This is a genomic window from Streptomyces sp. NPDC001668 (assembly GCF_042893155.1).
Taxonomy (GTDB): Bacteria; Actinomycetota; Actinomycetes; order Streptomycetales; family Streptomycetaceae; genus Streptomyces.
Genome location: NZ_JBIAUQ010000027.1, coordinates 1 through 26,586, shown reverse-complemented (window position 1 = coordinate 26,586; position 26,586 = coordinate 1). Strand labels below are relative to the sequence as shown.

Annotated in this window: 29 protein-coding genes; 11 read left to right on the top strand and 18 right to left on the bottom strand. The window is 70.0% G+C overall.

What is annotated here, in order from left to right:
* Window positions 1–377 precede the first annotated feature (377 nt).
* Entirely contained in the window at window positions 378–1,280 is a 903-nt protein-coding gene (locus tag ACFYZ8_RS44375; RefSeq protein ID WP_359039392.1) for an SAM-dependent methyltransferase, read from the top strand.
* A 186-nt stretch (window positions 1,281–1,466) separates the two neighbouring features.
* Here the strand turns inward: ACFYZ8_RS44375 and ACFYZ8_RS44370 are convergent, their stop codons facing one another.
* The 11 genes from ACFYZ8_RS44370 to ACFYZ8_RS44320 form a co-directional block, all read right to left on the bottom strand.
* A complete protein-coding gene (locus ACFYZ8_RS44370; protein ID WP_388542377.1) occupies window positions 1,467–2,669 on the bottom strand; it encodes an acyl-CoA dehydrogenase family protein in 1,203 nt (400 codons plus the stop codon).
* A gap of 1 nt (window position 2,670) precedes the next feature.
* Window positions 2,671–3,645: a 3-hydroxyacyl-CoA dehydrogenase NAD-binding domain-containing protein gene (locus ACFYZ8_RS44365; protein ID WP_388542379.1), complete on the bottom strand. Its 975-nt coding sequence runs from the start codon at window positions 3,643–3,645 to the stop codon at window positions 2,671–2,673.
* Window positions 3,642–4,388 carry an acetoacetate decarboxylase gene (locus ACFYZ8_RS44360; protein ID WP_388542381.1) on the bottom strand — a complete coding sequence of 249 codons (747 nt, stop codon included), beginning with the start codon at window positions 4,386–4,388 and terminating at the stop codon, window positions 3,642–3,644. The genes ACFYZ8_RS44365 and ACFYZ8_RS44360 overlap by 4 nt, the downstream gene beginning before the upstream one ends.
* Before the next feature lies 1 nt (window position 4,389).
* Window positions 4,390–5,169 (bottom strand): crotonase/enoyl-CoA hydratase family protein, encoded by a 780-nt coding sequence (locus tag ACFYZ8_RS44355; RefSeq protein ID WP_388542383.1) that lies wholly within the window; start codon window positions 5,167–5,169, stop codon window positions 4,390–4,392.
* A gap of 19 nt (window positions 5,170–5,188) precedes the next feature.
* The gene (locus ACFYZ8_RS44350; protein WP_359039382.1) at window positions 5,189–6,349 is read right to left on the bottom strand and encodes a CoA transferase; all 1,161 of its coding nucleotides are present in this window, start codon (window positions 6,347–6,349) and stop codon (window positions 5,189–5,191) included.
* Window positions 6,350–6,469: 120 nt separating this feature from the next.
* Complete coding sequence (locus ACFYZ8_RS44345) at window positions 6,470–7,378, bottom strand: LysR family transcriptional regulator (RefSeq protein WP_388542385.1); 909 nt, start codon at window positions 7,376–7,378, stop codon at window positions 6,470–6,472.
* Between the two features lie 88 nt (window positions 7,379–7,466).
* Window positions 7,467–7,970, bottom strand: coding sequence for a hypothetical protein (locus ACFYZ8_RS44340; protein ID WP_388542387.1), 504 nt, complete (start codon window positions 7,968–7,970; stop codon window positions 7,467–7,469).
* Window positions 7,967–8,215 carry a polymorphic toxin type 24 domain-containing protein gene (locus ACFYZ8_RS44335; RefSeq protein ID WP_388542389.1) on the bottom strand — a complete coding sequence of 83 codons (249 nt, stop codon included), beginning with the start codon at window positions 8,213–8,215 and terminating at the stop codon, window positions 7,967–7,969. Before ACFYZ8_RS44335 ends, ACFYZ8_RS44340 begins: the two co-directional genes overlap by 4 nt.
* Before the next feature lie 71 nt (window positions 8,216–8,286).
* Complete coding sequence (locus tag ACFYZ8_RS44330; protein ID WP_388542391.1) at window positions 8,287–9,111, bottom strand: DUF4253 domain-containing protein; 825 nt, start codon at window positions 9,109–9,111, stop codon at window positions 8,287–8,289.
* A 42-nt stretch (window positions 9,112–9,153) separates the two neighbouring features.
* On the bottom strand, window positions 9,154–9,399 hold the full coding sequence (locus ACFYZ8_RS44325) for a DUF397 domain-containing protein (RefSeq protein WP_388542392.1): 246 nt from the start codon (window positions 9,397–9,399) through the stop codon (window positions 9,154–9,156).
* Window positions 9,396–10,223 carry a Scr1 family TA system antitoxin-like transcriptional regulator gene (locus ACFYZ8_RS44320; protein ID WP_388542394.1) on the bottom strand — a complete coding sequence of 276 codons (828 nt, stop codon included), beginning with the start codon at window positions 10,221–10,223 and terminating at the stop codon, window positions 9,396–9,398. Before ACFYZ8_RS44320 ends, ACFYZ8_RS44325 begins: the two co-directional genes overlap by 4 nt.
* Before the next feature lie 113 nt (window positions 10,224–10,336).
* Here ACFYZ8_RS44320 and ACFYZ8_RS44315 point away from each other — a divergent pair, with 113 nt between their 5' ends.
* Together ACFYZ8_RS44315 and ACFYZ8_RS44310 are read left to right on the top strand one after the other, a co-directional pair.
* Window positions 10,337–10,837, top strand: a complete 501-nt coding sequence (locus tag ACFYZ8_RS44315; RefSeq protein ID WP_388542395.1) for an ATP-binding protein — start codon at window positions 10,337–10,339, stop codon at window positions 10,835–10,837.
* Window positions 10,761–11,591 (top strand): phosphotransferase enzyme family protein, encoded by an 831-nt coding sequence (locus tag ACFYZ8_RS44310; protein ID WP_388542397.1) that lies wholly within the window; start codon window positions 10,761–10,763, stop codon window positions 11,589–11,591. Before ACFYZ8_RS44315 ends, ACFYZ8_RS44310 begins: the two co-directional genes overlap by 77 nt.
* Here the strand turns inward: ACFYZ8_RS44310 and argS are convergent.
* Entirely contained in the window at window positions 11,569–13,323 is a 1,755-nt protein-coding gene (argS, locus tag ACFYZ8_RS44305) for an arginine--tRNA ligase (RefSeq protein WP_388542399.1), read from the bottom strand. The two genes, ACFYZ8_RS44310 and argS, sit on opposite strands and share 23 nt — an antisense overlap.
* Before the next feature lie 127 nt (window positions 13,324–13,450).
* Here argS and lysS point away from each other — a divergent pair, with 127 nt between their 5' ends.
* Window positions 13,451–15,199 (top strand): lysine--tRNA ligase, encoded by a 1,749-nt coding sequence (gene lysS, locus ACFYZ8_RS44300; RefSeq protein ID WP_388542401.1) that lies wholly within the window; start codon window positions 13,451–13,453, stop codon window positions 15,197–15,199.
* Between the two features lie 59 nt (window positions 15,200–15,258).
* On the opposite strand, the gene ACFYZ8_RS44295 is transcribed toward lysS, so the two are convergent.
* From ACFYZ8_RS44295 to ACFYZ8_RS44285, 3 genes are all read right to left on the bottom strand, one after another.
* A complete protein-coding gene (locus ACFYZ8_RS44295; protein ID WP_388542403.1) occupies window positions 15,259–16,512 on the bottom strand; it encodes a DUF2637 domain-containing protein in 1,254 nt (417 codons plus the stop codon).
* Window positions 16,513–16,616: 104 nt separating this feature from the next.
* Window positions 16,617–17,525, bottom strand: a complete 909-nt coding sequence (locus ACFYZ8_RS44290) for a DUF3558 domain-containing protein (RefSeq protein ID WP_388542405.1) — start codon at window positions 17,523–17,525, stop codon at window positions 16,617–16,619.
* Between the two features lie 133 nt (window positions 17,526–17,658).
* Window positions 17,659–18,471: a DUF3558 domain-containing protein gene (locus tag ACFYZ8_RS44285; RefSeq protein WP_359039358.1), complete on the bottom strand. Its 813-nt coding sequence runs from the start codon at window positions 18,469–18,471 to the stop codon at window positions 17,659–17,661.
* A gap of 218 nt (window positions 18,472–18,689) precedes the next feature.
* Between ACFYZ8_RS44285 and ACFYZ8_RS44280 the strand changes: the two genes are divergently transcribed.
* Complete coding sequence (locus tag ACFYZ8_RS44280; RefSeq protein ID WP_388542407.1) at window positions 18,690–19,883, top strand: RtcB family protein; 1,194 nt, start codon at window positions 18,690–18,692, stop codon at window positions 19,881–19,883.
* A gap of 7 nt (window positions 19,884–19,890) precedes the next feature.
* On the opposite strand, the gene ACFYZ8_RS44275 is transcribed toward ACFYZ8_RS44280, so the two are convergent.
* Together ACFYZ8_RS44275 and ACFYZ8_RS44270 are read right to left on the bottom strand one after the other, a co-directional pair.
* A complete protein-coding gene (locus tag ACFYZ8_RS44275) occupies window positions 19,891–20,025 on the bottom strand; it encodes a hypothetical protein (RefSeq protein ID WP_359039354.1) in 135 nt (44 codons plus the stop codon).
* Window positions 20,022–20,798: an SDR family NAD(P)-dependent oxidoreductase gene (locus ACFYZ8_RS44270; protein ID WP_388542409.1), complete on the bottom strand. Its 777-nt coding sequence runs from the start codon at window positions 20,796–20,798 to the stop codon at window positions 20,022–20,024. The genes ACFYZ8_RS44275 and ACFYZ8_RS44270 overlap by 4 nt, the downstream gene beginning before the upstream one ends.
* A gap of 134 nt (window positions 20,799–20,932) precedes the next feature.
* Here ACFYZ8_RS44270 and ACFYZ8_RS44265 point away from each other — a divergent pair, with 134 nt between their 5' ends.
* A complete protein-coding gene (locus ACFYZ8_RS44265; RefSeq protein WP_388542411.1) occupies window positions 20,933–21,364 on the top strand; it encodes an ester cyclase in 432 nt (143 codons plus the stop codon).
* 10 nt (window positions 21,365–21,374) lie between these two features.
* Here ACFYZ8_RS44265 and ACFYZ8_RS44260 read toward each other — a convergent pair whose 3' ends face one another.
* Window positions 21,375–21,710, bottom strand: a complete 336-nt coding sequence (locus tag ACFYZ8_RS44260; protein WP_359039348.1) for a YnfA family protein — start codon at window positions 21,708–21,710, stop codon at window positions 21,375–21,377.
* A gap of 130 nt (window positions 21,711–21,840) precedes the next feature.
* On the opposite strand from ACFYZ8_RS44260, the gene ACFYZ8_RS44255 reads away from it, so the two are divergent.
* From ACFYZ8_RS44255 to ACFYZ8_RS44235, 5 genes are all read left to right on the top strand, one after another.
* Entirely contained in the window at window positions 21,841–22,299 is a 459-nt protein-coding gene (locus ACFYZ8_RS44255; protein WP_359039346.1) for a hypothetical protein, read from the top strand.
* A gap of 131 nt (window positions 22,300–22,430) precedes the next feature.
* A complete protein-coding gene (locus ACFYZ8_RS44250; protein ID WP_359039344.1) occupies window positions 22,431–23,522 on the top strand; it encodes an LLM class flavin-dependent oxidoreductase in 1,092 nt (363 codons plus the stop codon).
* Window positions 23,519–24,124, top strand: a complete 606-nt coding sequence (locus ACFYZ8_RS44245) for an FMN reductase (RefSeq protein ID WP_359039342.1) — start codon at window positions 23,519–23,521, stop codon at window positions 24,122–24,124. The genes ACFYZ8_RS44250 and ACFYZ8_RS44245 overlap by 4 nt, the downstream gene beginning before the upstream one ends.
* A gap of 85 nt (window positions 24,125–24,209) precedes the next feature.
* Complete coding sequence (locus ACFYZ8_RS44240; protein ID WP_388542415.1) at window positions 24,210–24,926, top strand: response regulator transcription factor; 717 nt, start codon at window positions 24,210–24,212, stop codon at window positions 24,924–24,926.
* Window positions 24,927–26,351, top strand: a complete 1,425-nt coding sequence (locus ACFYZ8_RS44235) for an ATP-binding protein (RefSeq protein WP_388542413.1) — start codon at window positions 24,927–24,929, stop codon at window positions 26,349–26,351.
* Window positions 26,352–26,586 lie beyond the last annotated feature (235 nt).

Sequence of the window (26,586 nt, the reverse complement as noted above, 5' to 3'; positions counted from 1 at the left end):
CACGGACGGCTGCCGCCCGGTCGGCGGCCGGGCCCTCGTCGCGTACGCCCTGGCCGTCCTTGCAGCCCGTCAGTGTGGCCAGGGCGAGGAGGGCGAGGGCCGTCGCGGCGAGCACGCGGGGGGTGGGGGGTCGGCTGTGCATGGGATCAGGCTGCGGGGGAGAGCGCCCGATCGCCAGGCCTGGCCGGGGATTCGGGACGGGATCGTCGCGGGGGACGCGCTGACCTGCGCGGATGTGGCTTCCCGCGTCCCCCGCGTGGGATGCGGGACGTCGGATATCGGGCACCGGGCACCATCAAGTCGCCCCGGGAGTTAGGTTCTTGACCATCGCGGTGGTGGTCCGCCGAGGGACCGACGCACTCACAGGGGAGACGACCATGTCCGGTGACGCGCTGAGCCAGGACCCGGCCGAGCTGGCCAGGAGGATCGACACCACCAGGGCGCATCCGGCCCGCGTCTACGACGTCTTCCTCGGCGGCAAGGACAACTACCCCGCCGACCGCGAGGCGGCCGCCGCCGCGCTCGCCGCCAACCCGCGCGGCTATCTCGACGTACGCCACAACCGTGACTTCATGCGCCGGGCCGTGGACAGGCTGGCCTCGCGGGACGGGATCCGGCAGTTCCTCGACATCGGCACCGGGCTGCCCACCGCGGAGAACGTCCACCAGATCGCCCAGCGGATCCGGCCGGACTCCCGGGTCGTGTACGTCGACAACGACCCGGTGGTGCTGGCGCACGCCCGCGCGCTGCTCACCAGCGGGCCCGAGGGGCGTACGGACTACATCGACGCCGACTTCAAGAGTCCCGCGCAGATCCTCGAACAGGCCGCCAAGACCCTGGACTTCGACCAGCCGATCGCGCTGTGCCTGGTCGCGATCCTGCACTTCGTCGAGGACGAGGAGGCCTATCCGATCGTGCGGGAGCTGGTGGAGGCGCTGCCCGCGGGGAGCCGGATCGTGCTCAGCCATCTGACCGACGAGATGCATCCCGAGCCCACCCGCGCGGTCCAGCGGACCTACACCGAGCGCGGGTTCACCTTCGTGTTCCGGTCCAAGGCGGAGGTGGAGCGGTTCTTCACCGAGGTGCCGGGTGTGTCGCTGGACGAGCCCGGTGTGGTGCCCGCGCATCTGTGGCACCCCGGCCCCGCGCCCGCGCCGCCCGCCATCGACGTGGAGGACTTCGAGTCCCTCGACGACATCGAGAAGATCCGCTACCGGGACATCAACGACGTCACGGACGACGACATCAACGTCTACGGGGCGACCGGCACCAAGGCGTGAGCGGGTGTCCCGGGCGAGCGGAACCGGTGGTGCGGGAGCGGCCCAGCGCCGGGCCTGCGTGGTCGCCGAGCAGGCCGCCGATCTGCACACCCCGAACGTCAACCAGCTCGCCGAGCGGCGGGACGCCTCGCGGGGCGGGCCGTGCCTCGTGGAGAGGTACGGCCCGTGCGGGGGTGTTGCGGGGGCTCAGACGAAGGCGCTCTGGCCGGTGATCGACTTTCCGACGATCAGGGTGTTCATCTCGCGGGTGCCCTCGAAGGAGTAGATCGCCTCGGCGTCGGTGAAGAAGCGGGCGATGTCGTAGTCCAGGACGATGCCGTTGCCGCCGAAGATCTCCCGGCTCCAGGCGACGACCTCCCGCATCCGCGAGGTGACGAACGCCTTGGCCAGCGAGGAGTGTTCGTCGCGGAAGATCCCGGCGTCCTGGAGACGGGCGAGCTGGACCAGCATGCCCCAGGACGCGGTGATGTTGCCGAGGCTCTTCACCAGCAGGTCCTGCACCAGCTGGAACCGGGCGATCGGGCGGCCGAACTGCTTGCGCTCCTTGGCGTAGTCCAGGGCGAGTTCATAGGCGCCGGTCATCACGCCCAGCGCCTGCCAGGCGACCCCACCGCGGGTGGCGCGCAGGATCTCGGCGACGTCCCGGAAGGAGTCGATGTTCTGGAGGCGGTTCGCCTCCGGGACACGGACGTCGGTCAGGGTGATCTCGGCGTTCTCGACGATCCGGAAGGCGACCTTGCCCTCGATCTTCGTCGGGGCGAAGCCCGGCGTGCCCTTCTCGACGACGAATCCCTTGACGTGGTTGTCGTCGACGTCCCTGGCCCAGACGATGACGTAGTCGGCGAAGGTCGCGTTGCCGATCCACTTCTTGGCGCCGTCGAGGATCCAGGTGTCGCCCTCGCGCCGGGCCGTGGTGCGCATGCCGCCGGCGACGTCGGAGCCGCCGAGCGGCTCGGTCATGGCGAACGCGCCGATCTTCTCCATGGCGGCCATCGCGGGCAGCCAGCGGTCGCGCTGCTCCTGGTCGCCGCCGGAGTGGATCGAGTACATCGCCAGTCCGTTGTGGACGCCGAAGAAGGTGGCCACCGAGGCGTCGACGCGGCTCATCTCCGCCGCCAGCATGCCGCTGAGCAGGTTGCTGACCGCGGGGCGGTGATCGCCGTAGCCCTCGTAGGGCAGTCCGGCGAGGCCGCTGTCGCGGAAGATGCCGATGAGCTCCTCGGGGAAGGTGCCGTTGCCCCAGTTCTCGTTCACCAGGGGCTTGACCTCGTCACGTATGAGGGCGCGGGCCTTCAGGAGGATCTTGCGCTCCTCGTCGGGGAGCAGGGCCTCGTAGGCGTAGAAGTCGGAGGTCAGCCGGTCTTCGAGGGGTTCCACGGTGGTCGTCATGTCAGTTCTCCTCCTTGGCGGTGGTGTCGGCGCTGTCCAGGGCGGCCAGGACAGCCAGTTGCCTGCGGTCGCGCGTCTCGGTGAGTTCCGAGTACGTGGAGGAGCCGTAAGCCTTTTCTACGGCTTCGATGAGCCGTTCCTGTTCCTCCTCGGTCTGGGACGGGGTGCCGAGGTCCGCCCACATCCGCTTCATCGAGGCGCCTATGTGCTCGGCCATGTGCCGGTAGCCGCCCGGGCCGCCGCCCAGGTGCGAGCCGAGGAACGGGCCGACCGTCGACCAGCGGATGCCGAGGGAGTTCGTCATCACCTTGTCGAGGTTCTCGGGGGTCACCACACCCTGCTCGACCAGGTGGATCGCCTCGCGGTTGAGGGCGTTCTGGAGACGGTTGCCGACGAAGCCGGGGATCTCCTTGCGTTCGACGACCGGGGTGCGGCCGACGAGGGTGTAGAAGTCGACGGCGGCCTGGACGGATTCCTCGGTGGTGCGTTCGCCGGGGACGACCTCGACCAGGGGGAGCAGATGCGGCGGGTTGAAGGGGTGGCCGATGAGGGTCCGGCCGGCGTCCTGCGGCTCCAGGTCCGCGGTGAACGCGGTCGACGGGATCGCCGACGAGGAGCTCAACAGGAGGGCGTGGGTGGGGGCTTGGCGGGCCAGGGTGGCGAAGAGGTCCTTCTTGAAACCGACCCGCTCCGGGCCGTTCTCCTGGACCACGTCCGCGTCCCGGACCGCCTCGCGCACGTCGGCGGCGAGGTGGACCCGGTCGGCGAGGCCCTCGACGTCCAGGCCCCGGGCCGCGAGCTGCGGGGCGAAGTCGTCCAGGGCCGCGGCGACCGCCTCGGCGAGGTCGGGGCGGGGGTCGGTGACGCGGACGGTGAGGCCGTGGGCGGCGAACAGGGCCGTCCAGGAGAGGCCGATGGTGCCGGCGCCGATCACGGCGGCCGTACGGAAGTCGGGGGTGCGGGACTCGGGGGTCATGACGCCGTTCCTTCCAGGTAGTCGTGGACCGGCTTGACCGGGGCCAGGGTCAGGTCGGTGAGGATGTGGCTCGCGGAGACGATCTCCAGGACCGGCAGATCGGCCAGGGGGGCGAGGACGTGCTGGAAGAGCTGGAGCCGCGCGGGGCCGGTGTAGGCCCACTTGACCTCGATGTCGGTGATCTCGGTGCGGACGAGTTCCTGCACGCGGGGCGAACCGTCGTAGCCGGGAATGGTTTTGAGCATGAAGGTGGGCACGGTGATCTGTGCCTCGGCCGCGCGCCGGTCGAGTTCCTGGTGCTTGTAGCCCATCGTCGCGGTGGCGACCCGCAGCGAGCCGTGGTCGAGGGTGCCGACGAGCGCGCCGTGGTCGACGTGGAGGCTCGGGGCGCCGATCGTCTTCGGGTACGCGCTGACCTCGCGGCCCGACGCGGTGGCCGGGAAGTTGTCGAGGTACATGGCGTGCAGGTATTCGCCGCGCTCGCCGTCGAGGCTGACCTCGATCGCCTGGCCGGACTCGGTGTAGGGGCCGTATCCGGTGACGTCGCCCATCCTCATGACCTCGAACCGGACCAACGGCTCGTCGATCCGCAGCGGTTCGGGGACCACGGCGCGCAGCGCGTCGGCGTCGGTGCGGTAGACGATGTTGAGGTACTCGCGGTCGGTGAACCTCGGGACCACCGGGGCGAAGGCCGGGCTGGTCAGCGGGGTGGTCAGGTGCCGCCGTACGTCTTCGGTCCGCATGTCACCTCCCCGTCCAGCGCGGGGCGCGGCGCTCGGCGAAGGCCGTCATGCCCTCGCGGACGTCGGCCGTGGCCATCAGGGTCCGCATCTCTTCGTGCTGTACGGCGAAGGCGTCGGCCTCGGGGACGCCGTCGGCGGCGCGCACGATCTGCTTGACCGCGGCCAGCGCGAGGGGGGCGTTCAGCGCGAGCTGTTCGGCGAGCTGGAGGGCCACGGCGGCCGCTTCGCCCTTGCCGGTGACCCGGTTGGCCAGGCCCAGTTCGCCGGCCCGGCGGCCGTCGACGGGTTCGCCGGTCAGCAGGAACTCCATCGCCAGGTGGTGGGGGATGCGCTTCGGCAGCCGGATGACTCCGCCGCCCGCGGCGATCAGGCCGCGCTTGACCTCGGGGAGGCCGAACCGGGCGTCCTCGGCGGCGACGATCAGGTCGCAGGCCAGGGCGAGTTCGAAGCCGCCGCCCATGGCCCAGCCCTCCACCGCGGCGATCAGCGGCTTGGCCGGCGCGGTCTCGGTGAGGCCGCCGAAGCCGCGGCCCTCGATCTCGGGGGACTCGCCGCGCAGGGCGGCCTTGAGGTCCATGCCGGCGCTGAAGGTGCCCTCCGCGCCGGTCAGGACGCCCACGCGGAGCGCGGGGTCGGCTTCGAGCTCGTCCAGTGCGGCGGCCAGGCCGGCGGCGACGGAGGCGTTCACGGCGTTGCGTGCCTGGGGGCGGTCGATCGTGATCAGGAGGGTCGAGCCGAGGCGTTCGGTGCGTACGTCCGTCTGTACTTCGGTGGTGCTCATGGGGTGTTTCCGCCTTCCGTTATCGGGTGGCCAGCTCGGCGAGGACGGCCGCGGTGTCCTGGCCGGCGACGGGGGCCAGGCGGCGGATCGAGCCGGGGGTGGCGGAGAAGCGCACCGGGATGCCCACGGTGCGGATCGCGCCCTCGGTGGGGTGCTCGACGGTGTCGAGGAGGTGGCCGTCGCGGACGTAGTCGTCCTCGTGCGCGTGGTCCAGCTCCAGCACCGGTGCCATCGGGATGCTGTGCTTGGAGCAGACCTCGTTCCACTCGGCGGTGGTCAGCGCCGGGGCGCACTCGTCGACCAGGGCGGACAGGGCCTCGTGGTCCTCGGTGGCGATGGCCTCGCCGTTGACGCGCGGGTCGGCGGCCAGGTCGGCGCGGCCCGCGGCGGCGAAGAAGTCGCGGAAGTTCCGCGGATTGTAGGGGATCACGCAGGCGAGCCCGTCCTTGGTACGGACGGCCCGGTGGCCCTTCGTCATGGACAGCGGGAAGCCCGTGGGGCCCTGGGCCGGCTCGTAGACGTGCCCGGAGAGGTGCTCGACCAGGTTGAAGGCGATCATGGTGTCCGTCATCGGGATCTCGACGCGCTGCCCCTGCCCGGTGCTGTTCCGGTGCAGCAGCGCGGCGAGCACGCTGTAGGCGATGGTCAGCGAGGAGACCTTGTCGGCGAGGATGGTCGGCAGGTAGACCGGCTCGCCCAGGGCGCGGTCGGCGATGTCGACGAGGCCGGAGGAGGCCTGCACGGTCTCGTCGTAGGCGGCGTCGCCGGCCCGGTCGGAGTCGCCGCGGAAGCCCTGGGCGTGTGCGTAGACCAGGCCCGGGTTGCGCGGGGCGAGGTCGTCGTAGGTCAGGCGCAGGCGGCCGAGTGCGTTCGGGCGCATGTTGGTGATGAGCACGTCCGCGGTGTCGATCAGTGCGAGGGCCTGGTCGCGCTGGGCGTCGTCCTTGAGGTTGAGGGCGACGCTGCGCTTGTTGCGGTTGACGTTGAGGTTGAGCGGGGTCATGCCGGGCGTGGTGCGGTACTGGCCGACGCGGACGGTGTCCGCGGGCGACTCGATCTTGATCACGTCGGCGCCGAGGTCTCCGAGGATCTGGGCGGCGTAGGGGCCCATCACGACGGTCGAGAGGTCGATCACACGCACGCCGTCCAGGGGGCCGGTGGGGGTGTTGGTGTCCGTCATCGCTCGTCCTTTCGCGTTTGCTTCGTTGCCTGAATTCGAAGCTAGTCGCGAGGGCGGAGAAACGGAATGATCATGATACGAACGACGGTATGACCACAGCGGACATACCGTCCGGAGTCGTTATGCGCGCAGGGGCTCGCTGAAGATCTCGCGGGCCGCTGCGACGAGTTCTGCCAGGTCACCGGTGTCCTCGTCGGCCCGGTCGCGGTTCCAGAGCAGGGCGGTCTCCAGCTGCGGATGGAAATCCGCGAAGGGGAGAACGGTCACATTCTCCATTCGATAACCACGCATGGGGCTTTTCTCGTCCTGCATGGAAATGGAGAACGCGAGGCCGCAGGAAATCACCTCGGCGGTCGCCCCGAATCCCGTGTTGGTGAGTTTTATGCGTTTCCTCACCCCGAGTTCCGCCAGCTGGTGGTCGAGCTGGTCGAAGTACGCGGGAGTGATCTCCGCGGGCGAGGCGGCGTAGGGGAGGTCGGTCAGCTCGGCCACCGCGATCTCCTCCCGCCCGGCGAACCGGTCCGCCGGGACGACCGCGGCGAGCCGCTCCGACATCACCGTCAGCTGCTCCAGCTCGGGACCGGCGACCGGGAGCCGGGCCAGCGTCAGCGCGAGGCGGCCGTCACGCACCGCCGTGACCAGGTCGGCGGTGGCGCCGGGCCAGCGCTTGATCTCGAACCGCTCCCGCACCCGCTCGGTGAGGGCGTTGACCCGTTCCCGCAGGTCCGGGTGGACGCCCTCGGGCATGCCGAGGAAGGCGGTCCTGCGCCGGGGCCGGGTCGCCTCGCTCAGCCGCCACGGGATGGAGCTGACCTGTTCCAGTACGTCCCGGGCGATCGGCAGCAGGGCCGTGCCGGCGGGGGTGAGCCGGACGTGGTGGGTGCTGCGGTCGAAGAGCCGGTGCCCGACCTCGTGCTCCAGGTCCTTGATCCGCTGGCTCAGCGGTGGCGTCGACATGTGCAGTCTGCGCGCTGCGGCGGTGAAGTTCAGTTCCTCGGCGACGGCCACGAAATAGCGCAGGTGCAGCATTTCCACGATGGTGACGTACCCGTCCTTGCCTGTCCTTACCTGGCCGTGGCCGGCCTTGTCTGGCCTTGTCCGTCCTCGCCGGTCGTACCTAGCCGAAGGGCGAGACGGCCGGGGCGGTCCAGAAGGTCACGGTCGGACCGTAGGAGCCGTCCTCCTCGTCGCTCACCTCGACGGTGATCTCCAGGTCGGGGTAGCGGGCGGACAGGACGCCCTGCCAGCACTCACCGAGAGCCAGGGCGAGTTGGGGCAGTTCCTCGCCGAGCTGGTCGTCGTCCGTCAGGGCCGTGTTGTTGAAGGTGTCCCACAACTTGACCTGGTTGGTGACCGCTTCGACGCGTTCCCGGTCGTCACCCAGCTTGGTGAACCAGTCGTCGACCGTGCTCTGGCGGAAGCGCTCCTTGAGGAACACGCCACCGCGGTACTCGACCGTCTCGGGGCAGAACAGCCAGGCCGCGGCCAGGACGAAGCGCAGGCCGCCCTCGAAGTCGAGGTAGTTGGCCGGGGCGAGTCCCTCGTCCTTCCAGTCCGTGCGCCACCGGGTGAAGAAGGCCGGCAGCTTCCGCTCGGACCACGACGGCTTGCTGCTGGTCACGGGATCTCCCAGGGGAACGCGGCGCGTACTTCGTTCGAGGGGCGCACGAAGACCTGACCGGTCTTCGGGTTGGTGTTGCGCTCGTACTCTACGACGTGCGGGGTCTCCACCCCGCCGTGCGGACGGCCCTCCAGGTCCACCCGCTTCACCGCACGGCCTTCGGAGTCGTACGTCGTGTAGTTGGTGACCTTTCCGGTCTGCGGGTCGGTCTTGTAGAGGGTGCCGTCCTTCGGGCCGTTCTCCACCGGCAGGTTGTTTCCCCCGCGGCCGCCGGTGCGAAAGGGAATTTGCTTGTGGGAGACCTCTGATTTGCCTTTCAGTCCCACCAGAAGGACCAGACGCGTTGGCCCAGTACCGCGTGTTCGGCGTAGGCGCGAAGGGTGTCGTGATCGCCCTGGGTGATGTTGTCCGGGCAGAGCGCGAAGTGCTCGGCCGCGACGGCTTCCGCCTCCTCCCTCGTCGTGGGCGGGGCGGCGACGGAGACGGTCAACTGGTCGAAGCCGAGCGCGATGACACGTATGCCGAAGCGGTCCTCCCAGTCGCGGAGGATCGAGCAGATACGGGCCGTGTCGTTCTCGTAGTTCACCGGCCCCGTCCAGCCGATCGCCGCCGGGATGTCCGCGCTGCGGCGGGCCGGGACCAACGCGAGACGCGGCTCCTTGAACCACGATCCCTCGTCGAGGAGTGCGTCGGCGGTCTCGGCGGCACGGGTGTCGGGGTCGGCCGGGAGGGACTCCGGGGCCGGGGCCGGCCCGGGCCAGGTCTCGTCGTACGGGGCGATCGTCTCGTCGAGGTCGTCGGGCTCCTCGACCGCGTACGCCCAGTACTCCGCCAGCAGCTCCTCCGGGTCGTGGTCCCCGGGGTACGACATCTCCCCGGGCATCAACTCCCACTCCTCCGGCCCGCCTTGCACACCGCCGACGTCTATCAGCACCGGCAGCAGACCGGTCCGCGCGGCCGGGGTGCCCAGGGCGGTCCAGACCCCGGAGGACGCGGCGTACTCGGCATGCCACAGCAGCGGTTCGTGCCAGGGCCCCTCGTCGGTCGCGTCGATCAGTCTCCCCAGGGGGAGTCCAAGGCCGAGGGAACGCCCACTCGGGTCTGCCGCGAGGGTGGGCAGCGGGTTGGGAAGAGTCGCCATGTCAGTGACTGTAGGGGGCGCCACTGACAATGGCCGACGGTGTCACTTGAGGGCGGTGGTGAAGGCGGTCCAGGTGGCGGGGGTGACCTGGAGGGTGGGGGCGGTGTCTTCGGGGTTCTTGGAGTCGCGGATGTGGATGGTGTGGGGGCAGGTGGCTACCTCGACACACTGGCCGCCCTCGCTGCCGCTGTACGTCGACTTGCGCCAGGCGATGGCGACTTCAAGGCACTGGCCGCCCTCATCGCCGCTGTAGGTCGACTTGAACCACTGAAGTGCTTCGGCGCTCATTGCTCTCCTAGCAGGCGGTCGAGCAGATCCCTGGAGTCCTGTGTGGTCAGGGCCTGAGTCCGCAGCATCGCATATTTGCGCGCCAGCCTGGACACCTCATCCGCGTCGGAAACCCACTGGCTGCCGCGCTGTGACTCGGTGTACGCGAGGTGCTGGTGGTCCGGTGTTTCGAGGAGGGTGAAGGGGCCGTTCAGGCCCGCGTTGTACGGACTGCTCAGTGGGAGGAACTGGAGTGACACGCAAGGGAGTTCAGTCAGCGCTCGCAAATGCCGCAGCTGCTCCCTCCAAACGTCCTGCCCACTGATCCTCATGTGCAGCACCGGCTCCCACACGATGAAGCTCAGCGTCGGCGGATTCCTGCGGTGCAGGATCTCCTGACGCTCCAGGCGGGCCGCCGTCCGCGTCTCGATCTCGTCCTCGTCGTACGCGGGAACGCGGTTGCGGAGTACGGCCCGGACGTACTGGTCGGTCTGAAGGAGGCCGGGCAGAACCGCGTTGTCGTACCAGGACAGGGAGATGGCCTCCCGCTCATGCTCCATGTACAGCTCGGCCCACATCGGGAACTGGTCGATGTCCGGCAGGTTCGCCACCCCCGCCGCCAACATCCCCTTGGTCTCCAGGACTTCGTCCAGCAGCGCGGCCAGGTCCGGCTTCAGGGCCCGTCTGCCCTGTTCGATCGACGCGATGGTCTCCTCGTCGACGCGGACGAGGCCGGCGAGGGCGGTCTGGGTGTGGCCCGCGGCGCGGCGGGCCGTGCCCAGCTGTTTGCCCAGCATCTTCATGGACGTGAGGTTCTTCGGCCGCGGCGGCTTCCTGGCGCTCATGCAGGTCTCCATCCCCCTCGGGACACGTACGTCACCGGGTGCGAGCCCGTACAAAAAATCTGTACGGGTTCACCGAGTGATCAACGGTAGTCACTCTCCGCAACTCTCGTCCCGTGAACGAGACGACCCGACTACCGCTCCTGCGCGAGAGGTTCTTCCGCCGTGACCGCCGATCCGCGCAGGCCGCCCGCCGTTTCACGGCCGAGGCCCTGGCCGGCTGGGCCCTCGCGGAGACCTCGCGGGCGGACGACGTACTGCTCTGCGTGAGCGAACTGGTGACCAACGCGCTGCTGCACGGCGTACCGCCCGGACGCCAGTTGCGGCTGTTCCTGCGGTACGACGGGCGCGCCCTGGTCGTGGAGGTGCACGACAGCGGGCCCGGTGTGCCCCACGTCGTGTACGACGGGGACGAGGGCGGGCGGGGCTTGTTGCTGGTCGCCGCGCTGAGCGACAAATGGGGGGTGCGGGAGCGGGAGTTGGGCAAGACTGTGTGGTGCGAGTTCATGGTGGGTGACACGGGAGAGGGGCCGGACGACGATGCAGGTGTCCGAAGCCCGGCGCGCCGTGGCCGCGGCCCTGTCGATCGCCTCTTCCCTCGGCCTGACCGCCGATGACGCGATCGTTCTCAACGACTCGAACAAGCTCACTCTGCGGCTGGGGCCCTGTGACGTCGTGGCCCGGGTGGCGCCTGTGGCGCAGCAGGTCTCGCAGTTCGAGGTGGACCTCGCTCTGCGGCTCGCCGCGGCGGGGTGTCCGGTGGCCGTCCCGGACCGCCGGGTCGAGCCGGGCGTCCATGAGCGGGACGGCTTCGTGGTCACGTTCTGGACCTACCACGAACCCGTGACCCCTCAGGAGCCCGAACCGGCCGACTACGCCCACGCGCTCGCCCGGCTGCACGCGGGCATGCGCACGCTCGACGTGCCGACGCCGCACTTCACGGACCGGATCGCGTACGCACGGGAACTGCTGGCGGACCGCGACCGCACTCCCGAACTCGGCGAGGCGGACCGGGAACTGCTCGCCGGCACGCTGCGCAGGATGACGCGGGTGATCGCCGAACGCGGCGGCCCCGAGCAGTTGCTGCACGGCGAGCCCCACCCCGGCAACCTCCTGGCCGCCGGGGAGGGGCCGCTGTTCATCGACTTCGAGACGTGTGTCCGCGGGCCCGTCGAGTTCGACCTCGCCCACGCGCCCGAGGAAGTCGCCGCGCACTACCCAGGTGTCGATCAGGACCTGCTGCGCGCGTGCCGGCTCCTCGTACTGGCGATCATCACGACCTGGCGCTGGCAACGCGGCGACCAACTCCCGGACGGGCGACGGCTGGCCGCGGAGTGGCTCGGCCGGATCAGAGCTTCTCAGGCGTCCTGATCCCCAGCAGGGCCATGCCCTGGTGCAGGGTGCGGGCCGTGAGGTCGCACAGGAACAGGCGGTTCTCGACGTGGGCCGGGGTGTCGGCCTTCAGGACCGGGCACTTGTCGTAGAACGACGTGTACAGGGAGGCCAGCTGGTAGAGGAACGCCGCCAGCTTGTGGGGGGCGTACTCCGCTGCCGCCTCGAAGACCGTGTCGCCGAACGCGTCCAGGTGCAGGCCCAACGCCCGCTCCGCCTCGGCCAGTTCGAGCTCCGGGTGGGCGGTCGGCCGTACCCCTCCCGCCTTGCGCAGGATCGACTGGATACGGGCGTACGCGTACTGGAGGTACACGGACGTGTCGCCGTTGAGCGAGACCATCTGGTCCAGGTCGAACTTGTAGTCGCGGCTGGGGGACGTGGACAGGTCGGCGTACTTCACCGCGCCGATGCCGACCTGCGTGGCCCGCTCCTGGATCTCGTCCTCGGTGAGGTCCAGCGCCTTCTCCCGTACGACCTCCGCCGCCCGCTGCACCGCCTCGTCCAGCAGGTCCTCCAGCTTGACCGTCTCGCCCTCACGCGTCTTGAACGGCTTGCCGTCCGCGCCGAGCACCGTGCCGTAGCCCATGTTGTGGGCGGTGACCTCGTCGGTCAGCCAGCCGGCCCGGCGAGCGGTCTCGAAGACCATCTTGAAGTGGAGCGACTGGCGTACGTCCACGACGTACAGCAGGGTCGTCGCGTGCAGGTCGGTGACCCGGTTCCGGATCGCCGTCAGGTCGGAGGCCGCGTAGCCGAAGCCGCCGTCGGCCTTCTGCACGATCAGCGGGACCGGCTGGTCGTCCTTGCCGCGGATCTCGTCGAAGAAGACGACCAGCGCGCCCTCGGAGCGGACCGCCACCCCCATCTCCTCCAGGAGCCGGGCGGTCTCGGGCATGCCGTCGTTGTACGCGGACTCGCCGACGATCTCCTCGTCGCGGATCTCCATGTCCAGCTTCTCGAAGACGGAGTAGAAGTAGACCTTCGACTCGTCCACGAACTGCTGCCAGAGTTCGAGGGTCTCCTTGTCACCGGACTGGAGGGCGACGACCCTCTTCCGGGCCCGCTCCTTGAACTCCTCGTCCGAGTCGAAGACCGCGCGGGACGCCTTGTACACCCGGTTCAGGTTCGACATGGCCTGCTCGCCGTCGACCTGGCCCGCGGGGGCCAGCTCGCCGGGGTTCTCGACCAGGTACTGGATCAGCATGCCGAACTGGGTGCCCCAGTCGCCGATGTGGTGCCGCCCGATCGTCTTCTCACCGGTGAAGTCGAGCATCGCGCGCAGCGCGTCGCCGATCACCGCGGAACGCAGGTGGCCGACGTGCATCTCCTTCGCCACGTTCGGCTGGGCGTAGTCGACGACCGTGATGCCGGGCCGCTCCGCGAGGGGGACGCCCAACCGGTCGGTGTCGGCGTACCGGGCCGCGAGGTTCTCGGTGATCGCCCGGTCCGTCAGGGTGATGTTCAGGAAGCCGGGCCCGGAGACCTCGACCTCCTTGATCGCCCCGCCGGTGGTGATCCCGGCGACGACCTGCGTCGCCAGCTCCCTCGGGTTCGCCTTGGCCTTCTTCGCGAGCGCCAGGATGCCGTTCGCCTGGAAGTCGGCCCGGTCACTGCGTCGCAGCAGGGGGTCCGCGGAGGTCTCCGGCAGTGCTGCGGAGATCGCGGAGGTGAGCTGCTGGTTGACGGCGTCGCTGAGGGACGTGACCGGGGCCATAGGAGTGGGTGCCGTTCTCCTCGTGGGATCAGATAGACCCCGTCAGTATCCCATGGGGGGTAAAGCGGTTTTCGCGCGCGCATTGCGGTCTGTGACAATGGAGCGTCACCCGTTCAGAAAGAAGGACGTGCCGATCGTGGGTCAGAGCACCGAGACCACCGACTGGGTCTCCCGTTTCGCGGATGAGGTCATCGAGGAGTCGGAGCGTCGGGCCCCGGGCAAACCGGTCGTCGTCGCGTCCGGTCTTTCCCCCTCCGGACCCATCCACCTCGGGAACCTGCGCGAGGTCATGACCCCGCACCTCGTCGCCGACGAGATCCGGCGCCGGGGCCACCGGGTACGGCACCTGATCTCCTGGGACGACTACGACCGCTACCGCAAGGTGCCGGCCGGTGTCCCGGGCGTCGACGAGTCGTGGGCCGAGCACATCGGCAAGCCGCTGACCTCGGTGCCCGCGCCCCAGGGGTCCGCCTTCCCGAACTGGGCCGAGCACTTCAAGGCCGCCATGATCGACGCGCTCGCCGAGCTCGGCGTCGAGTTCGACGGGATCAGCCAGACCGCGCAGTACACCTCGGGCGTCTACCGCGACCAGATCCTGCACGCGATGGCACACCGCGCGGACATCGACGCGATCCTCGACCAGTACCGCACCAAGAAGGCCCCGGCCGCCGCGAAGAAGCAGCAGCAGAAGCCGCTCGACGAGGCCGAGGTCGAGGCCGCCGAGGGGTCCGGCGCCGCCGCCGAGGACGACGGCTCCTCCGGCTCCGCCGGGTACTTCCCGTACAAGCCCTACTGCGGCAACTGCGAGAAGGACCTCACCACCGTCACCTCCTACGACGACGCCACCACCGAGCTGTCGTACACCTGCAACGCCTGCGGGTTCTCCGAGACGGTCCGGCTGAACGAGTTCAACCGCGGCAAGCTCGTCTGGAAGGTCGACTGGCCGATGCGCTGGGCCTACGAGGGCGTCGTCTTCGAGCCCAGCGGTGTCGACCACTCGTCCCCGGGGTCGAGCTTCCAGGTCGGCGGGCAGATCGTCGGGATCTTCGGCGGGAAGCAGCCGATCGGGCCGATGTACGCCTTTGTCGGCATCTCCGGCATGGCGAAGATGTCCTCGTCGAAGGGCGGGGTGCCCACGCCGGGCGACGCCCTGAAGATCATGGAGCCGCAGCTCCTGCGCTGGCTCTACGCCCGCCGCAGGCCCAACCAGTCCTTCAAGATCGCCTTCGACCAGGAGATCCAGCGGCTCTACGACGAGTGGGACAAGCTGGACGCCAAGGTCGCCGACGGCACCGCGCTCCCGGCGGACGTCGCCGCGCACTCCCGCGCGGTGGGCACGGCCGGCGGGGAGCTGCCCCGGACGGCGCGCGTGCTGCCGTACCGGACCCTCGCCTCCGTCGCCGACATCACCGCCGGGCACGAGGACCAGGCGCTGCGGATCCTCAGCGAGCTGGACCCCGACAACCCGCTGTCGACGCTGGACGAGGCCCGGCCCCGGTACGACAAGGCCGAGGCCTGGATCAACACACAGGTGCCCGCCGACCAGCGGACCATCGTGCGCGACGAGCCCGACGCCGAGCTGCTGAAGTCCCTCGACGAGGCGTCCCAGCAGTCGCTGCGGCTGCTGCTCGACGGTCTCGCCGAGCACTGGTCGCTCGACGGGCTCACCCACCTCGTGTACGGCGTGCCCAAGGTGCAGGCCGGGTTCTCCGCGGACGCCACGCCCAAGGAGCTGCCCGCCGAGATCAAGACGGCCCAGCGGTCGTTCTTCGCCCTGCTGTACCAGCTGCTGGTCTCCCGGGACACCGGGCCCCGGCTGCCCACGCTGCTGCTGGCGGTGGGGCAGGAGCGGGTCCGGGCACTGCTCGGGGAGTAACAGGCGGCACGGAAGAGGGGCCCTCCGGTGTGGAGGGCCCCTTCTCATGTCCGGGTGGCTCAGGCGATGTGGTCTTCCTGGAGTTCCGCCGTGTGGCGGTTGGTGAAGCGGTTGACCATGCGCTCGGCGTCGCGCTGGGAGAGCACGACGCCGTACGTCGCCTCCACGTCGCCCCTGAGCTGGCCGGGGGAGGGGTAGCTGCCGTCTATCGACTTCTTGAAGACCTGGTAGAAGTCGTCCTCGGTCGGTTCCGGAGCGCCGCCGCCCTCACCGAGCTCACGGGTGCGGCCGTTGCTCACCGGGATGGGAAAGCTGCCGGTCTCCTCCATCGAGGGTTCCCGGTCAGGCTCCTCGTACTGGATCTGCTGGAGCTCGTACTGCTCGGCTTCCAACTGCTCCTCGTACCAGCGGTTGTACTGCTCCGCGGGGTCGTAGTCCGGGTTGTAGCCGCCCTGGTACTCGACCTGCTTGGGGGTCTCGAACCACGGGCTCAGGTCGGGGTCGGGTTCCGGCTCGGGCTGGGGGGCGGCCTGCGGCGGGACGGGAGCCGCCACAGCGGGACGACTGTCCGCGGCCACGGCACGGGCGGCCGCGGGGAGTTCGGCGGGCTCCGGAGCCGGAGGCAGCAGCACCGGCTCGATGCCCGCCGCGGCCAGGCCCGCCGGGGCCGTCTCCGCCAGGGGGACGCCGTAGCGGGCCAGGCGCAGCGGCATCAGGGACTCCACCGGGGCCTTCCTGCGCCAGGCCCGGCCGAAGCGGGAGTGGAGACGGGCCTGATAGACCAGACGGTCCTGTTCGAGCTTGATGACCTGCTCGTAGGAGCGCAGCTCCCACAGCTTCATCCGGCGCCACAGCAGGAACGTCGGGATCGGGGAGAGCAGCCAGCGGGTGAGCCGGACGCCCTCCATGTGCTTGTCCGCCGTGATGTCCGCGATACGGCCGATCGCGTGCCGGGCCGCTTCCACCGACACCACGAACAGGACCGGGATCACCGCGTGCATGCCCACGCCCAGCGGGTCCGGCCAGGCCGCCGCGCCGTTGAAGGCGATCGTGGCGACCGTCAGGAGCCACGCCGTCTGCCGCAGCAGCGGGAACGGGATCCGGATCCACGTCAGGAGCAGGTCGAGGGCGAGCAGGACACAGATACCCGCGTCGATGCCGATCGGGAGGACGTAACTGAAGTTCCCGAAGCCCTTTTGGAGGGCGAGTTCACGGACGGCCGCGTACGACCCCGCGAAGCCGATGCCGGCGATGATCACGGCGCCGAACACGACCACGCCTATGAGCACGCGGTGCATTCGAGTCAGCTGCATGGGCGCGGCCACCCGTACTCCCCTCCCTGTGCGTGTTGTTGCGCGCAACAGAGTGGCACATATGTGCTGCGCACGGATGGCCGGTACTGGCCGTCAGTACTTCTTCAGCTCGTCTTCGCGGCCGACTTGGACGGAGATGCCGACTTCGACGCGGACTTCGCGGGGGACTTCGACGCCGAAGGGGACGCCGACTTCGAGGGAGCCTTGGAACCCGACGCGGACTCCGACGGGGCCGGGCTCGCCCCACCCTCGCCGTTCGCCGCCGACACCGACGTCACCGCCTCCTTGGCGGCCTGCTCCGCGAGCTCGGTGAGCGAGTCGGCGCTCGGCGCCTTGTCACCGGCCAGCCCCGCGCCGTTGTAGTCGACCGTCACCACGACGTTCTCCACACGCGCGACGACCGTCTGCTGCTTGAAGGCGCCTTCCTTCTTCTTCAGGTCGTACCGCACCAGCGTCGCCGCGTCACCCGTACCGGAGACCGGCTGCGACTTGCTGTTCTTCGCACCGGCCACCGACTGGGCGTCCTGGATCTGCTGCTCGTAGTACTTCTGCGCCTGCGCCTCACCCGTACCGCGCGAGGTGTCCGACTCGAAACGCAGCAACGACACGTTCAGCCAGCGGAACTGGGAGCCCTTCACACCGTTGTTGTCGAGGCTGCTCCAGGAGCAACTGCCGCGCGTCCCCGCCTCCGACGTGCCCTTCTTGCCGGACTTCGGCGCCTCCGGGACCAGTGACTTCAGGGTCTTCGAGGACAGCACCCCGCACGACTCGGGAAGCGACTTGTACGCCGCCGCCTGCACCGTGGGCGCCGCGCTCGCCGAGGCGGACACCGTGGCACCGCCGTCCGCGCCCTGGGCGGCGCTGTCGGAGCCACCGCTGCCACTGCCACTGCCGGAGTCGGAGGAGCAGCCGGCGGCGATCAGCATCACCGGGACTGCTGCCGCGCAGACAAGGATGCGGTGAAGACGCTTCGCCGGCTGGGCACCCTGGTCACGCTCTGCTCGTCGCTGCATGGTTCCTTCACTCATGACGCTTGTGGTTCCTGCCGTCGGATCGGGTCCGAGGGGCCACGGTACGCGGTGAGGATGGAGTGCGGTCCAGCTTCGAATCCTTTGTGCGCACGGGTGAGGGCCGTGTGGAGAGCGCTCAGCCGGACAGCGACCCGGCCAGCTGAGAGGCCAGTTTCCGGGCGTTGTCCTGCATTTCCTTGCTGTCCGGGGTGACGCCGATCGTCGTCGGCTGCTCCTCGTACTCGATGGTCACGATCACGTTGGACGTGCGGAACGCCACAGTCACCTTGCGCTGCTGGGCCGTGGAACCGGAGTTGCCCAACACGTCGTCCAGGAACGCCTCGTCGCCCAGATCGTCCAGCAGACGCGGCTGCAGATCGGACGGCGTCGCGGAGGCCGAACCGCTCGGACTCGCGGAACCGCTCGGGGTGGCTGTGGGGGAGGCCGTGGGGGAAGCGGTGCCCGTCTCCGCCACGTCCGAGGTGGCACTGGACGTCGCCGCCGGCAGATCCGCCTTCTCCTCGGTCTGCGCGAAGAGCTGCTGCGCCTGGCTGTCGTCGCTGACCGCGTTGTCGTACGACACCACGCGCTCGAAGTCGACCGACAGGTACTCGGTGGCGTCCGTGGCCTCCACCTTCCAGCGGCAGCCGACCTTGCGGTCGGTGTCGAAGGTCGACGTCGCCTCGCCCTCGTAGGCCTGGGCACGCTGGTCCGCGTCGGCGATCTGCTGGATGCCGGGCAGGAGCACGTCGAGGGTGCTCTGACTCACCACACCGCACGCCTCGGGCAGGGTGCGGTACTTGCCGGGCTGGGCGACGACGGAGGCGGTGCCGGCGTCGTCGGGGTTCGCGTCGTCCGTCGTGCCGTCGGTGCCGGAGCTGCCGGTGCAGCCGGCGAGCAGCGCCGCGAGGAGGGCGGCGACGCCGGGTACGTAGGCCTTCCGCTGCACGGTGGGGCTCCTCTCGGAATGACTCCGGCTCGTGGGGGATCTCGGTGTCGATCCCAGTGTCCCCGCAGGTTATTCGCTTGCCGCACGGGGGTGATCCCTGGAGACAATGTGTATCGCACGCACTGCCGTGAACGCCGGTCCGTCATCCCATACGTCGACCTTGGCACCGGTTTTGCGATTTAAGACTTCTGTTGGTTTTCCGGGGGAATGAGGACGATATGTCGTACGTGGAGATGCCGGGCGCGAAGGTCCCGATCCGCATGTGGACCGACCCGGCGACGGTGGAGGACGTGGCGCTCCAGCAGCTGCGTAACGTGGCCACCCTGCCGTGGATCAAGGGCCTCGCCGTCATGCCGGACGTCCACTACGGCAAAGGGGCGACGGTCGGGTCCGTGATCGCCATGCAGGGTGCGGTGTGCCCGGCGGCGGTGGGGGTGGACATCGGCTGCGGGATGTCGGCGGTGAAGACGTCTCTCACGGCGAACGACCTGCCGGGGGACCTGTCCCGGCTGCGGTCGAAGATCGAGCAGGCGATTCCGGTGGGGCGGGGGATGCATGACAGTCCTGTGGATCCGGGGCGGCTGCACGGGTTCGGGACGGCGGGGTGGGACGGCTTCTGGGGGCGGTTCGACGGGATCGCCGATGCGGTCAAATTCCGTCAGGAACGTGCTGAGAAGCAGATGGGAACGCTCGGATCCGGAAATCACTTTGTCGAGGTCTGCACGGACACGACCGGTTCTGTCTGGCTGATGCTCCACTCCGGTTCCCGGAACATCGGCAAGGAACTGGCTGAGCATCACATCGGCGTGGCTCAGAAGCTCCCGCACAACCAGGGGCTGGTCGACCGCGACCTGGCCGTCTTCATCGCGCAGACCCCGCAGATGGAGGCGTACCGCCACGACCTGTTCTGGGCGCAGGAGTACGCCAAGTACAACCGCACGATCATGATGGCGCTCCTCAAGGACGTGGTCCGCAAGGAGTTCAAGAAGGCGAAGCCGACCTTCGAGCCGGAGATCAGCGCACACCACAACTACGTCGCCGAGGAGCGTTACGACGGGATGGACCTGCTCGTGACCCGCAAGGGCGCGATCCGGGCCGGTTCCGGCGAGTACGGCATCATCCCGGGCTCCATGGGGACGGGGTCGTACATCGTGAAGGGTCTCGGCAACGAGAAGGCCTTCAACTCGGCCTCCCACGGCGCGGGTCGGCGCATGAGCCGGAACGCTGCCAAGAGGCGGTTCACGACGCGTGACCTGGAGGAGCAGACGCGGGGCGTGGAGTGCCGTAAGGACTCCGGCGTCGTGGACGAGATCCCGGGCGCCTACAAGTCGATCGACCAGGTCATCGACCAGCAGCGGGACCTGGTGGAGGTCGTGGCGAAGCTGAAGCAGGTCGTGTGCGTGAAGGGGTGACCCGCGCTCACTTCGGAGCGTGGGTCACCGCGTAGATCATGACGAACGCCACGATGTGGATGCCGAAGAGGAAGTAGGCGAGCCACCACCACATCTGGCGTTCGTCGTGGGGGTCTTTCTTGTCCTTCTCGTTCCCGCTCACAGGTCTCTGTGGACCTTCGTGTTGGACGCCTGGGCGCGGGGGCGCAGGACCAGGAGGTCGACGTTGACGTGGCTGGGGCGGGTGATCGCCCAGGTGATGGTGTCGGCGACGTCGTCGGCGGTGAGGGGCTCGGCGACGCCCTGGTAGACCTTCTCCGCCTTCTCCCGGTCGCCGCCGAAGCGGGTCAGGGCGAACTCGTCGGTCTTGACCATGCCGGGCGCGATCTCGATGACGCGGACAGGGCGGCCGACGATCTCCAGGCGCAGGGTCTCCGCGAGGACGTGGGCGCCGTGCTTGGCGGCGACGTAGCCCGCGCCGCCCTCGTAGGTGCCGTGACCGGCGGTCGAGGAGACGACGACGACCGTGCCGTCGCCGCTCGCGTCGAGCTTGGGGAGCAGGGCCTGGGTGAGGTTCAGGGTGCCGATGACGTTGGTCTCGTACATCGAGCGCCAGTCGGCGGGGTCGCCGGTGGCGACCGGGTCGGCGCCGAGGGCTCCGCCGGCGTTGTTGACGAGGACGCCGACCGTCTTGAAGGCGGTGGCGAACTCGTCGACGGCCTCGCGGTCCGTGACGTCCAGCTGGTAGGCGGTGGCCTGGTGGCCCGCCGCGTTGATCTCCTCCGCGAGCGCCTCGATGCGGTCCTTGCGGCGGGCGGTCAGGACGACCCGGTAGCCGGCCGCGGCGAGCTGCCGTGCGGTCGCCGCGCCGATTCCGCTGCTCGCGCCGGTGACGATCGCGATCCGGGAGGCGGGGGACGGGGCGGCGGATGCCATGGCTGCTCCTCGAGCGGGCGTGGGTACGGGCTCCCGCCAGGATAGGTCGGCCGCGGGCCGGGGCTTCGGGCGGTCCGGATCGCGGGCCGGTGAGACGATGAGGTGGGTGATCCCCTGAGATATGGAGGTGGATCATGGGAGAAGCGCGTGAGGTCATGGACCGGCTCACCGATGCGGTCACGCATCCGGATCTGCAGGTCATCGCCGAGCTGTACGCGCAGGACGCGGTCGCGGTCACCCCTGACGAGGGGGAGATCCACGGGCGCGACAACATCGTCGCCTACTGGCGGCAGATGACGGAGATGGTGCCGGACGGCAGGTTCGAGACGCTGCACGCCTACGAGGCCGGGGACACGGCCATCGACGAGGGCGTCTTCAGCGGACGCAACACCGGGCCGATCCAGCTGCCCACCGGGGAGACGCTTCCGGCGACGCAGAAGGAGGTCAGGATCCGCGGCGTGGACATCGCCACGGTGAAGGACGGCCGGATCACCGACTACCGGCTCTACTTCGACGAGATGGAGTTCCTCGGGCAGCTGGGGCTGCTGCCCGACGAGACGGCCTGAGTACGGCCGCTCACTCGCCCCGCGGGGCGTACATGATCACCGCCATGCCCGCGAGGCAGATCAGCGCGCCCGTGATGTCCCAGCGGTCGGGGCGGTAGCCGTCCGCCGCCATGCCCCACAGGATCGAGCCGGCCACGAAGATGCCGCCGTACGCGGCGAGGATGCGGCCGAAGTGGGCGTCGGGCTGGAAGGTGGCGACGAAACCGTAGGCGCCGAGGGCGAGGACGCCGCCCGCGGTCCACATCCAGCCGCGGTGCTCCCGTACGCCCTGCCAGACGAGCCAGGCGCCGCCGATCTCGAAGAGGGCGGCGACGACGAAGAGGGCGGCGGAACGGGCTACGAGCATGAGGGCCAGCCTCGCATACCGGTTCGCCGGTGCCCCTGTCACCTGATGGAGGGCGCCTGTCGGCTGCCGTACGTGGGATACATCCATGCGACCACGGCGGTTCGGGCGGCTGGAGCGAGGAGTGGGTGGCATGCGGGTGCTTGCGGTGTGGGGTGCGGTGGCTGCGGTGCTGGCGGGTGGGGGTACGGCGGCCGCCGCGGGCGGGCCGGAGGCGGATCTGGCGTATCACGGGGCCGCGTCCATGGCCGGGGGGCGGGTGGACGTGCGGTTCACGCCCCGCAATCACGGGCCCGCCGCCGTGCCGGACGCGACGGTACGGCTGCGCTGGTCCGAGCCGCTGGTGGAGGGGCAGGCGTTGCCGGAAGGGTGTGCGCGGTCGGCGGAGCGGGTCGTGTTGTGCCGGGTGGGGGCGCTGGCGGCGGACGCGGTGGGGGAGCGGGTCGCGATGCGGGTACGGCTGCGGGGGGTGCCGTCGGAGGTGCTGCTGGAGATCGACACGGTGTGGAGCGGGGGGACGGTGGACCGGAACGGGGAGAACGACCGGCAGCGGGTGCTGGTGCTGGACAGCGGGGACGAGTACTACTTCTGACGGCCCGTCGCGGCGTTCCTCGCGCCCCCTTGGTGGGTGTCCCGGTCCGGCGGGAATAGGGCCGGGCGGGGTCTCGTTCTCCGGGTACGCGGTTATAGTTGAACCGTAAACAACCTGGAGGGTGAGCGACCATGCAGTTCGGGATCTTCAGCGTCGGCGATGTCACGCCGGACCCGACGACCGGACGTACGCCGACCGAGCGCGAGCGGATCAAGGCCATGGTCGCCATCGCGCTGAAGGCGGAGGAGGTCGGGCTCGACGTCTTCGCGACCGGTGAGCACCACAACCCGCCGTTCGTGCCGTCGTCGCCGACCACCATGCTCGGGTACATAGCCGCGCGGACCGAGAGGCTCATCCTCTCCACCTCGACCACGCTGATCACCACCAACGACCCGGTGAAGATCGCCGAGGACTTCGCGATGCTCCAGCACCTGGCCGACGGCCGCGTCGACCTCATGATGGGCCGCGGCAACACCGGCCCGGTCTACCCCTGGTTCGGCAAGGACATCCGCGAGGGCATCAACCTCGCCATCGAGAACTACGCCCTGCTGCGCCGGCTGTGGCGCGAGGACGTCGTGAACTGGGAGGGGAAGTTCCGGACGCCGTTGCAGGGGTTCACCTCGACGCCCCGGCCGCTGGACGGGGTGGCGCCGTTCGTGTGGCACGGCTCCATCCGGTCTCCCGAGATCGCCGAGCAGGCCGCCTACTACGGTGACGGGTTCTTCCACAACAACATCTTCTGGCCGGCCGACCACACCAAGCGGATGGTCGAGCTGTACCGGCAGCGGTACGCCCACTACGGACACGGCACGCCCGAGCAGGCGATAGTCGGCCTCGGCGGCCAGGTGTTCATGCGCCGCAACTCCCAGGACGCGGTGAAGGAGTTCCGTCCCTACTTCGACGTCGCGCCGGTGTACGGGCACGGGCCCTCCCTGGAGGACTTCACCGAGCAGACCCCGCTGACCGTCGGCTCCCCGGAGCAGGTCATCGAGAAGACGCTGAAGTTCCGCGAGTACGCCGGCGACTACCAGCGCCAGCTGTTCCTGCTGGACCACGCCGGACTGCCCCTGAAGACCGTCCTGGAGCAGCTCGACCTGCTCGGCGAGGAGGTCGTCCCGGTGCTGCGCAAGGAGTTCGCGGCACGGCGCCCGGCGGACGTCCCCGAGGCCCCCACCCACGCGTCCCTGCTGGCCGCCGCACAGGACAAGGAGGTCGTCGCATGAAGCTCGTGGTCGTGTCCGCGGGACTGAGCGTCCCCTCGTCCACCCGGCTGCTGGGAGACCGGCTGGCCGCCGCGGCCGGCCGGCTGACCTCGGCCGACGTCCAGGTGGTCGAGCTGAGGGAACTCGCCGTGGAGATCGCGCAGAACTTCACCAACGGCTTCCCGGGCCGGGCGCTGGCCGCCGCGCAGGAGGCGGTGGCCGGGGCCGACGGGCTGATCGTCGTCACGCCGGTGTTCTCGGCGTCGTACAGCGGACTCTTCAAGTCCTTCTTCGACGTGCTGGAGCCGGAGGCGCTGGCCGGGAAGCCGGTGCTGATCGCCGCGACCGGCGGGACGGCCCGGCACTCCCTGGTCCTGGAGCACGCGCTGCGGCCGCTCTTCGCCTACCTGAAGGCCGTCGTCGTGCCGACCGGGGTGTACGCCGCGTCGGAGGACTGGGGCGCGGAGGGACTGGACGGGCGGATCGAGCGGGCGGCCGGGGAACTGGCCGCGCTGATGGCGGGACTGTCGGGCGTGCGCGGGCCGCGCGCCCACGAGGCGGACGCGTTGCCTGTCGTCGTGCCCTTCGAGGAGCAGCTCGCCGCGTTGCGTCCCACGGGGTGAGAGGCCAGTAAGAAGGGCCGTCGGTGAGCAGCTCATCACACGTACGAGTCGGTGGGCACGGCACACTGAGCATGTGCCCCAAAATGTGCTGCTCGCCGAAGACGACCGTGCCATCCGTCACGCCCTGGAGCGCGCCCTGACCCTGGAGGGCTACCAGGTCACCGCGGTCGCCGACGGGGTCGAGGCGCTGGCGCAGGCCCACAGGACGCCGCCGGACGTGCTCGTCCTCGACGTGATGATGCCCGGGATCGACGGGCTCCAGGTCTGCCGGGTGCTGCGCGCCGAGGGCGACCGTACGCCGATCCTCATGCTGACGGCGCTCGTGGAGACCCAGGACCGGATCGCCGGCCTGGACGCGGGCGCCGACGACTACGTGGTCAAGCCGTTCGACGTCGAGGAGGTCTTCGCCCGGCTGCGGGCCCTGCTGCGGCGCACCAGCCCGGAGGGGATGGCCCCGGCGGCCGGTGCGGTGGCGAAGGCCCCCGCGCCCGAGCTGCCCGAGGGGCGCATCGAGGCGGCCGGGCTGCGCATGGACATCCAGGCGCGGCGGGCCTGGCGGGGGACGCGCGAGCTGGAGCTGACCCGCACCGAGTTCGAGCTGCTGGAACTGCTCGTGCGCAACGCGGGCATCGTGCTCGACCACTCGACCATCTACGACCGGATCTGGGGCTACGACTTCGGGCCCGGCTCCAAGAACCTCGCCGTCTACGTCGGCTATCTGCGTCGCAAGCTCGACGAACCCGGCGCGCCGCAGCTGATCCACACGGTGCGCGGCGTGGGTTACGTGCTCCGGGAGGACTGAGTGGGGCGGCTGGCTCGGCTCTGGGCCCGGCCGCGGCCCCGGCTGCTGTCCCTGCGGACCACGTTCGTGGTGTCCTTCGCCGCGGTGACGGCCGCGGTGACCGTACTGGTCGGTGTGCTGTCCTACAGCGCCGCCGCCCGTCTCGTGCGGGTGGACCAGGAGACCGTGTTCGACCAGGTCGTGCAGGATCTGCGGGACGAGGTCAGCCATCAGCGGATGACGCCGGAGGACTTCTCGTCCTCGGCGCCGGGGCACGACCTGGTCCGGCCCGCCCGTACGGACGTCCAGGTGCTGGGGCCCACCGGCGCGGTCGCCGATCCCGGGCGCCCCGCGCTGCCGGTGACCTCCGGCGACCGGCGGATCGCGGCCACGGGGGTGGCCGGGCGGATGGTGCTGCACAAGGAGGTCTCCGTCGGCAGCGACGTGTACCGGATCGCCACCGTCTCGCTGGGCGGCGGGCGGGGCGCGGTGCAGGTCGCGCAGGAGTTCAGCGACACCGAGGATCTGCTGCGGGCCCTTCAGCAGCGGACCTTCCTGCTCATGGCGGCCGTGGTGGTGGGCGCCGGGCTGTTCGGGTGGTGGCTGGCCCGGAGGATCACCCGGCGGCTGGTCATCCTCACCTCCGCCGCGGAGGACGTGGCCCGCACCCGGCGGCTCGAGATCGAGGTGCCGGTCACCGGATACGACGAGGTGGGGCGGCTGGGGCGGGCCTTCGACCGGATGCTGGGGCGGCTCGCGCAGTCCGAGGAGGACCAGCGGCGGCTGGTGCAGGACGCGGGGCACGAGCTGCGGACACCGCTCACGTCGCTTCGGACGAACATCTCGCTGCTGCGCCGGATCGACGAGCTGCCGCCCGCCACGCGCGACGAACTGGTCGCCGATCTCACGCAGGAGGCGCGGGAGTTGACCGACCTGGTCAACGAGCTCGTCGACCTCGCGGCGGGGCAGTCGGACAACGAGCCGCCGCAGCGGGTGGATCTCGCCGATGTCGCGGAGGAGGTGGCGGGGCTGGCCCGGCGGCGGACCGGGCGGGAGATCCTGGTGCACACGAGAGGGTCGACGGTGACGGACGGGCGGCCGGGGATGCTGCAGCGGGCGGTGTCCAACCTCGTGGAGAACGCGGCGAAGTTCGACCGGGACGGGACTGCTCCGATCGAGATCTCGGTGTCGGCGTTCACGGTGGCGGGGCCGGTGCGGGTGGAGGTGCTGGACCGGGGGCCGGGGATCACGGACGCCGATCTCGTGCGGGTGTTCGACCGGTTTTACCGGGCTGCGGATGCGCGGTCGTTGCCGGGGTCGGGGCTGGGGTTGTCGATCGTGCGGGAGGTGGCGTTGTCGCACGGGGGGGCGCCGTTTGCGTTTCCTCGGGAGGGGGGTGGGACGGTGATCGGGTTCACCGTGGGTGGGGATGCCTCCGGCGGTTGAGCGGTTCTTGTTCGGGTGCGGGTTGGTGGGGGCGGGCGTTGTGCGCAGTTCCCCGCGCCCCTGAATGCCTGCGGCGGCCTGGCTCGGCTTCGGTGGGGGCTTGTGTAGCGCGTTCTGTTCGGTGGGTGGGTCGGGGGCGGGGGGGGGGGGGGGGGGGGGGGGGGGGGGGGGGGGGGGGGGGGGTTTTTTTTTTTTTTTTTTGGGGCGGGGGGGGCGGCGGGGGCGCCCCCCCCCC

Bases quoted from the DNA above. Each gene is read 5' to 3' on its own strand.
- ACFYZ8_RS44375 (WP_359039392.1), top strand. From the start codon at position 378: ATGTCCGGTGACGCGCTGAGCCAGGACCCGGCCGAGCTGGCCAGGAGG.
- ACFYZ8_RS44370 (WP_388542377.1), bottom strand. From the start codon at position 2,669: ATGACGACCACCGTGGAACCCCTCGAAGACCGGCTGACCTCCGACTTC.
- ACFYZ8_RS44365 (WP_388542379.1), bottom strand. From the start codon at position 3,645: ATGACCCCCGAGTCCCGCACCCCCGACTTCCGTACGGCCGCCGTGATC.
- ACFYZ8_RS44360 (WP_388542381.1), bottom strand. From the start codon at position 4,388: ATGCGGACCGAAGACGTACGGCGGCACCTGACCACCCCGCTGACCAGC.
- ACFYZ8_RS44355 (WP_388542383.1), bottom strand. From the start codon at position 5,169: ATGAGCACCACCGAAGTACAGACGGACGTACGCACCGAACGCCTCGGC.
- ACFYZ8_RS44350 (WP_359039382.1), bottom strand. From the start codon at position 6,349: ATGACGGACACCAACACCCCCACCGGCCCCCTGGACGGCGTGCGTGTG.
- ACFYZ8_RS44345 (WP_388542385.1), bottom strand. From the start codon at position 7,378: ATGCTGCACCTGCGCTATTTCGTGGCCGTCGCCGAGGAACTGAACTTC.
- ACFYZ8_RS44330 (WP_388542391.1), bottom strand. From the start codon at position 9,111: ATGGCGACTCTTCCCAACCCGCTGCCCACCCTCGCGGCAGACCCGAGT.
- ACFYZ8_RS44325 (WP_388542392.1), bottom strand. From the start codon at position 9,399: ATGAGCGCCGAAGCACTTCAGTGGTTCAAGTCGACCTACAGCGGCGAT.
- ACFYZ8_RS44320 (WP_388542394.1), bottom strand. From the start codon at position 10,223: ATGAGCGCCAGGAAGCCGCCGCGGCCGAAGAACCTCACGTCCATGAAG.
- ACFYZ8_RS44310 (WP_388542397.1), top strand. From the start codon at position 10,761: ATGCAGGTGTCCGAAGCCCGGCGCGCCGTGGCCGCGGCCCTGTCGATC.
- argS (WP_388542399.1), bottom strand. From the start codon at position 13,323: ATGGCCCCGGTCACGTCCCTCAGCGACGCCGTCAACCAGCAGCTCACC.
- ACFYZ8_RS44295 (WP_388542403.1), bottom strand. From the start codon at position 16,512: ATGCAGCTGACTCGAATGCACCGCGTGCTCATAGGCGTGGTCGTGTTC.
- ACFYZ8_RS44290 (WP_388542405.1), bottom strand. From the start codon at position 17,525: ATGCAGCGACGAGCAGAGCGTGACCAGGGTGCCCAGCCGGCGAAGCGT.
- ACFYZ8_RS44280 (WP_388542407.1), top strand. From the start codon at position 18,690: ATGTCGTACGTGGAGATGCCGGGCGCGAAGGTCCCGATCCGCATGTGG.
- ACFYZ8_RS44270 (WP_388542409.1), bottom strand. From the start codon at position 20,798: ATGGCATCCGCCGCCCCGTCCCCCGCCTCCCGGATCGCGATCGTCACC.
- ACFYZ8_RS44265 (WP_388542411.1), top strand. From the start codon at position 20,933: ATGGGAGAAGCGCGTGAGGTCATGGACCGGCTCACCGATGCGGTCACG.
- ACFYZ8_RS44260 (WP_359039348.1), bottom strand. From the start codon at position 21,710: ATGCTCGTAGCCCGTTCCGCCGCCCTCTTCGTCGTCGCCGCCCTCTTC.
- ACFYZ8_RS44255 (WP_359039346.1), top strand. From the start codon at position 21,841: ATGCGGGTGCTTGCGGTGTGGGGTGCGGTGGCTGCGGTGCTGGCGGGT.
- ACFYZ8_RS44250 (WP_359039344.1), top strand. From the start codon at position 22,431: ATGCAGTTCGGGATCTTCAGCGTCGGCGATGTCACGCCGGACCCGACG.
- ACFYZ8_RS44245 (WP_359039342.1), top strand. From the start codon at position 23,519: ATGAAGCTCGTGGTCGTGTCCGCGGGACTGAGCGTCCCCTCGTCCACC.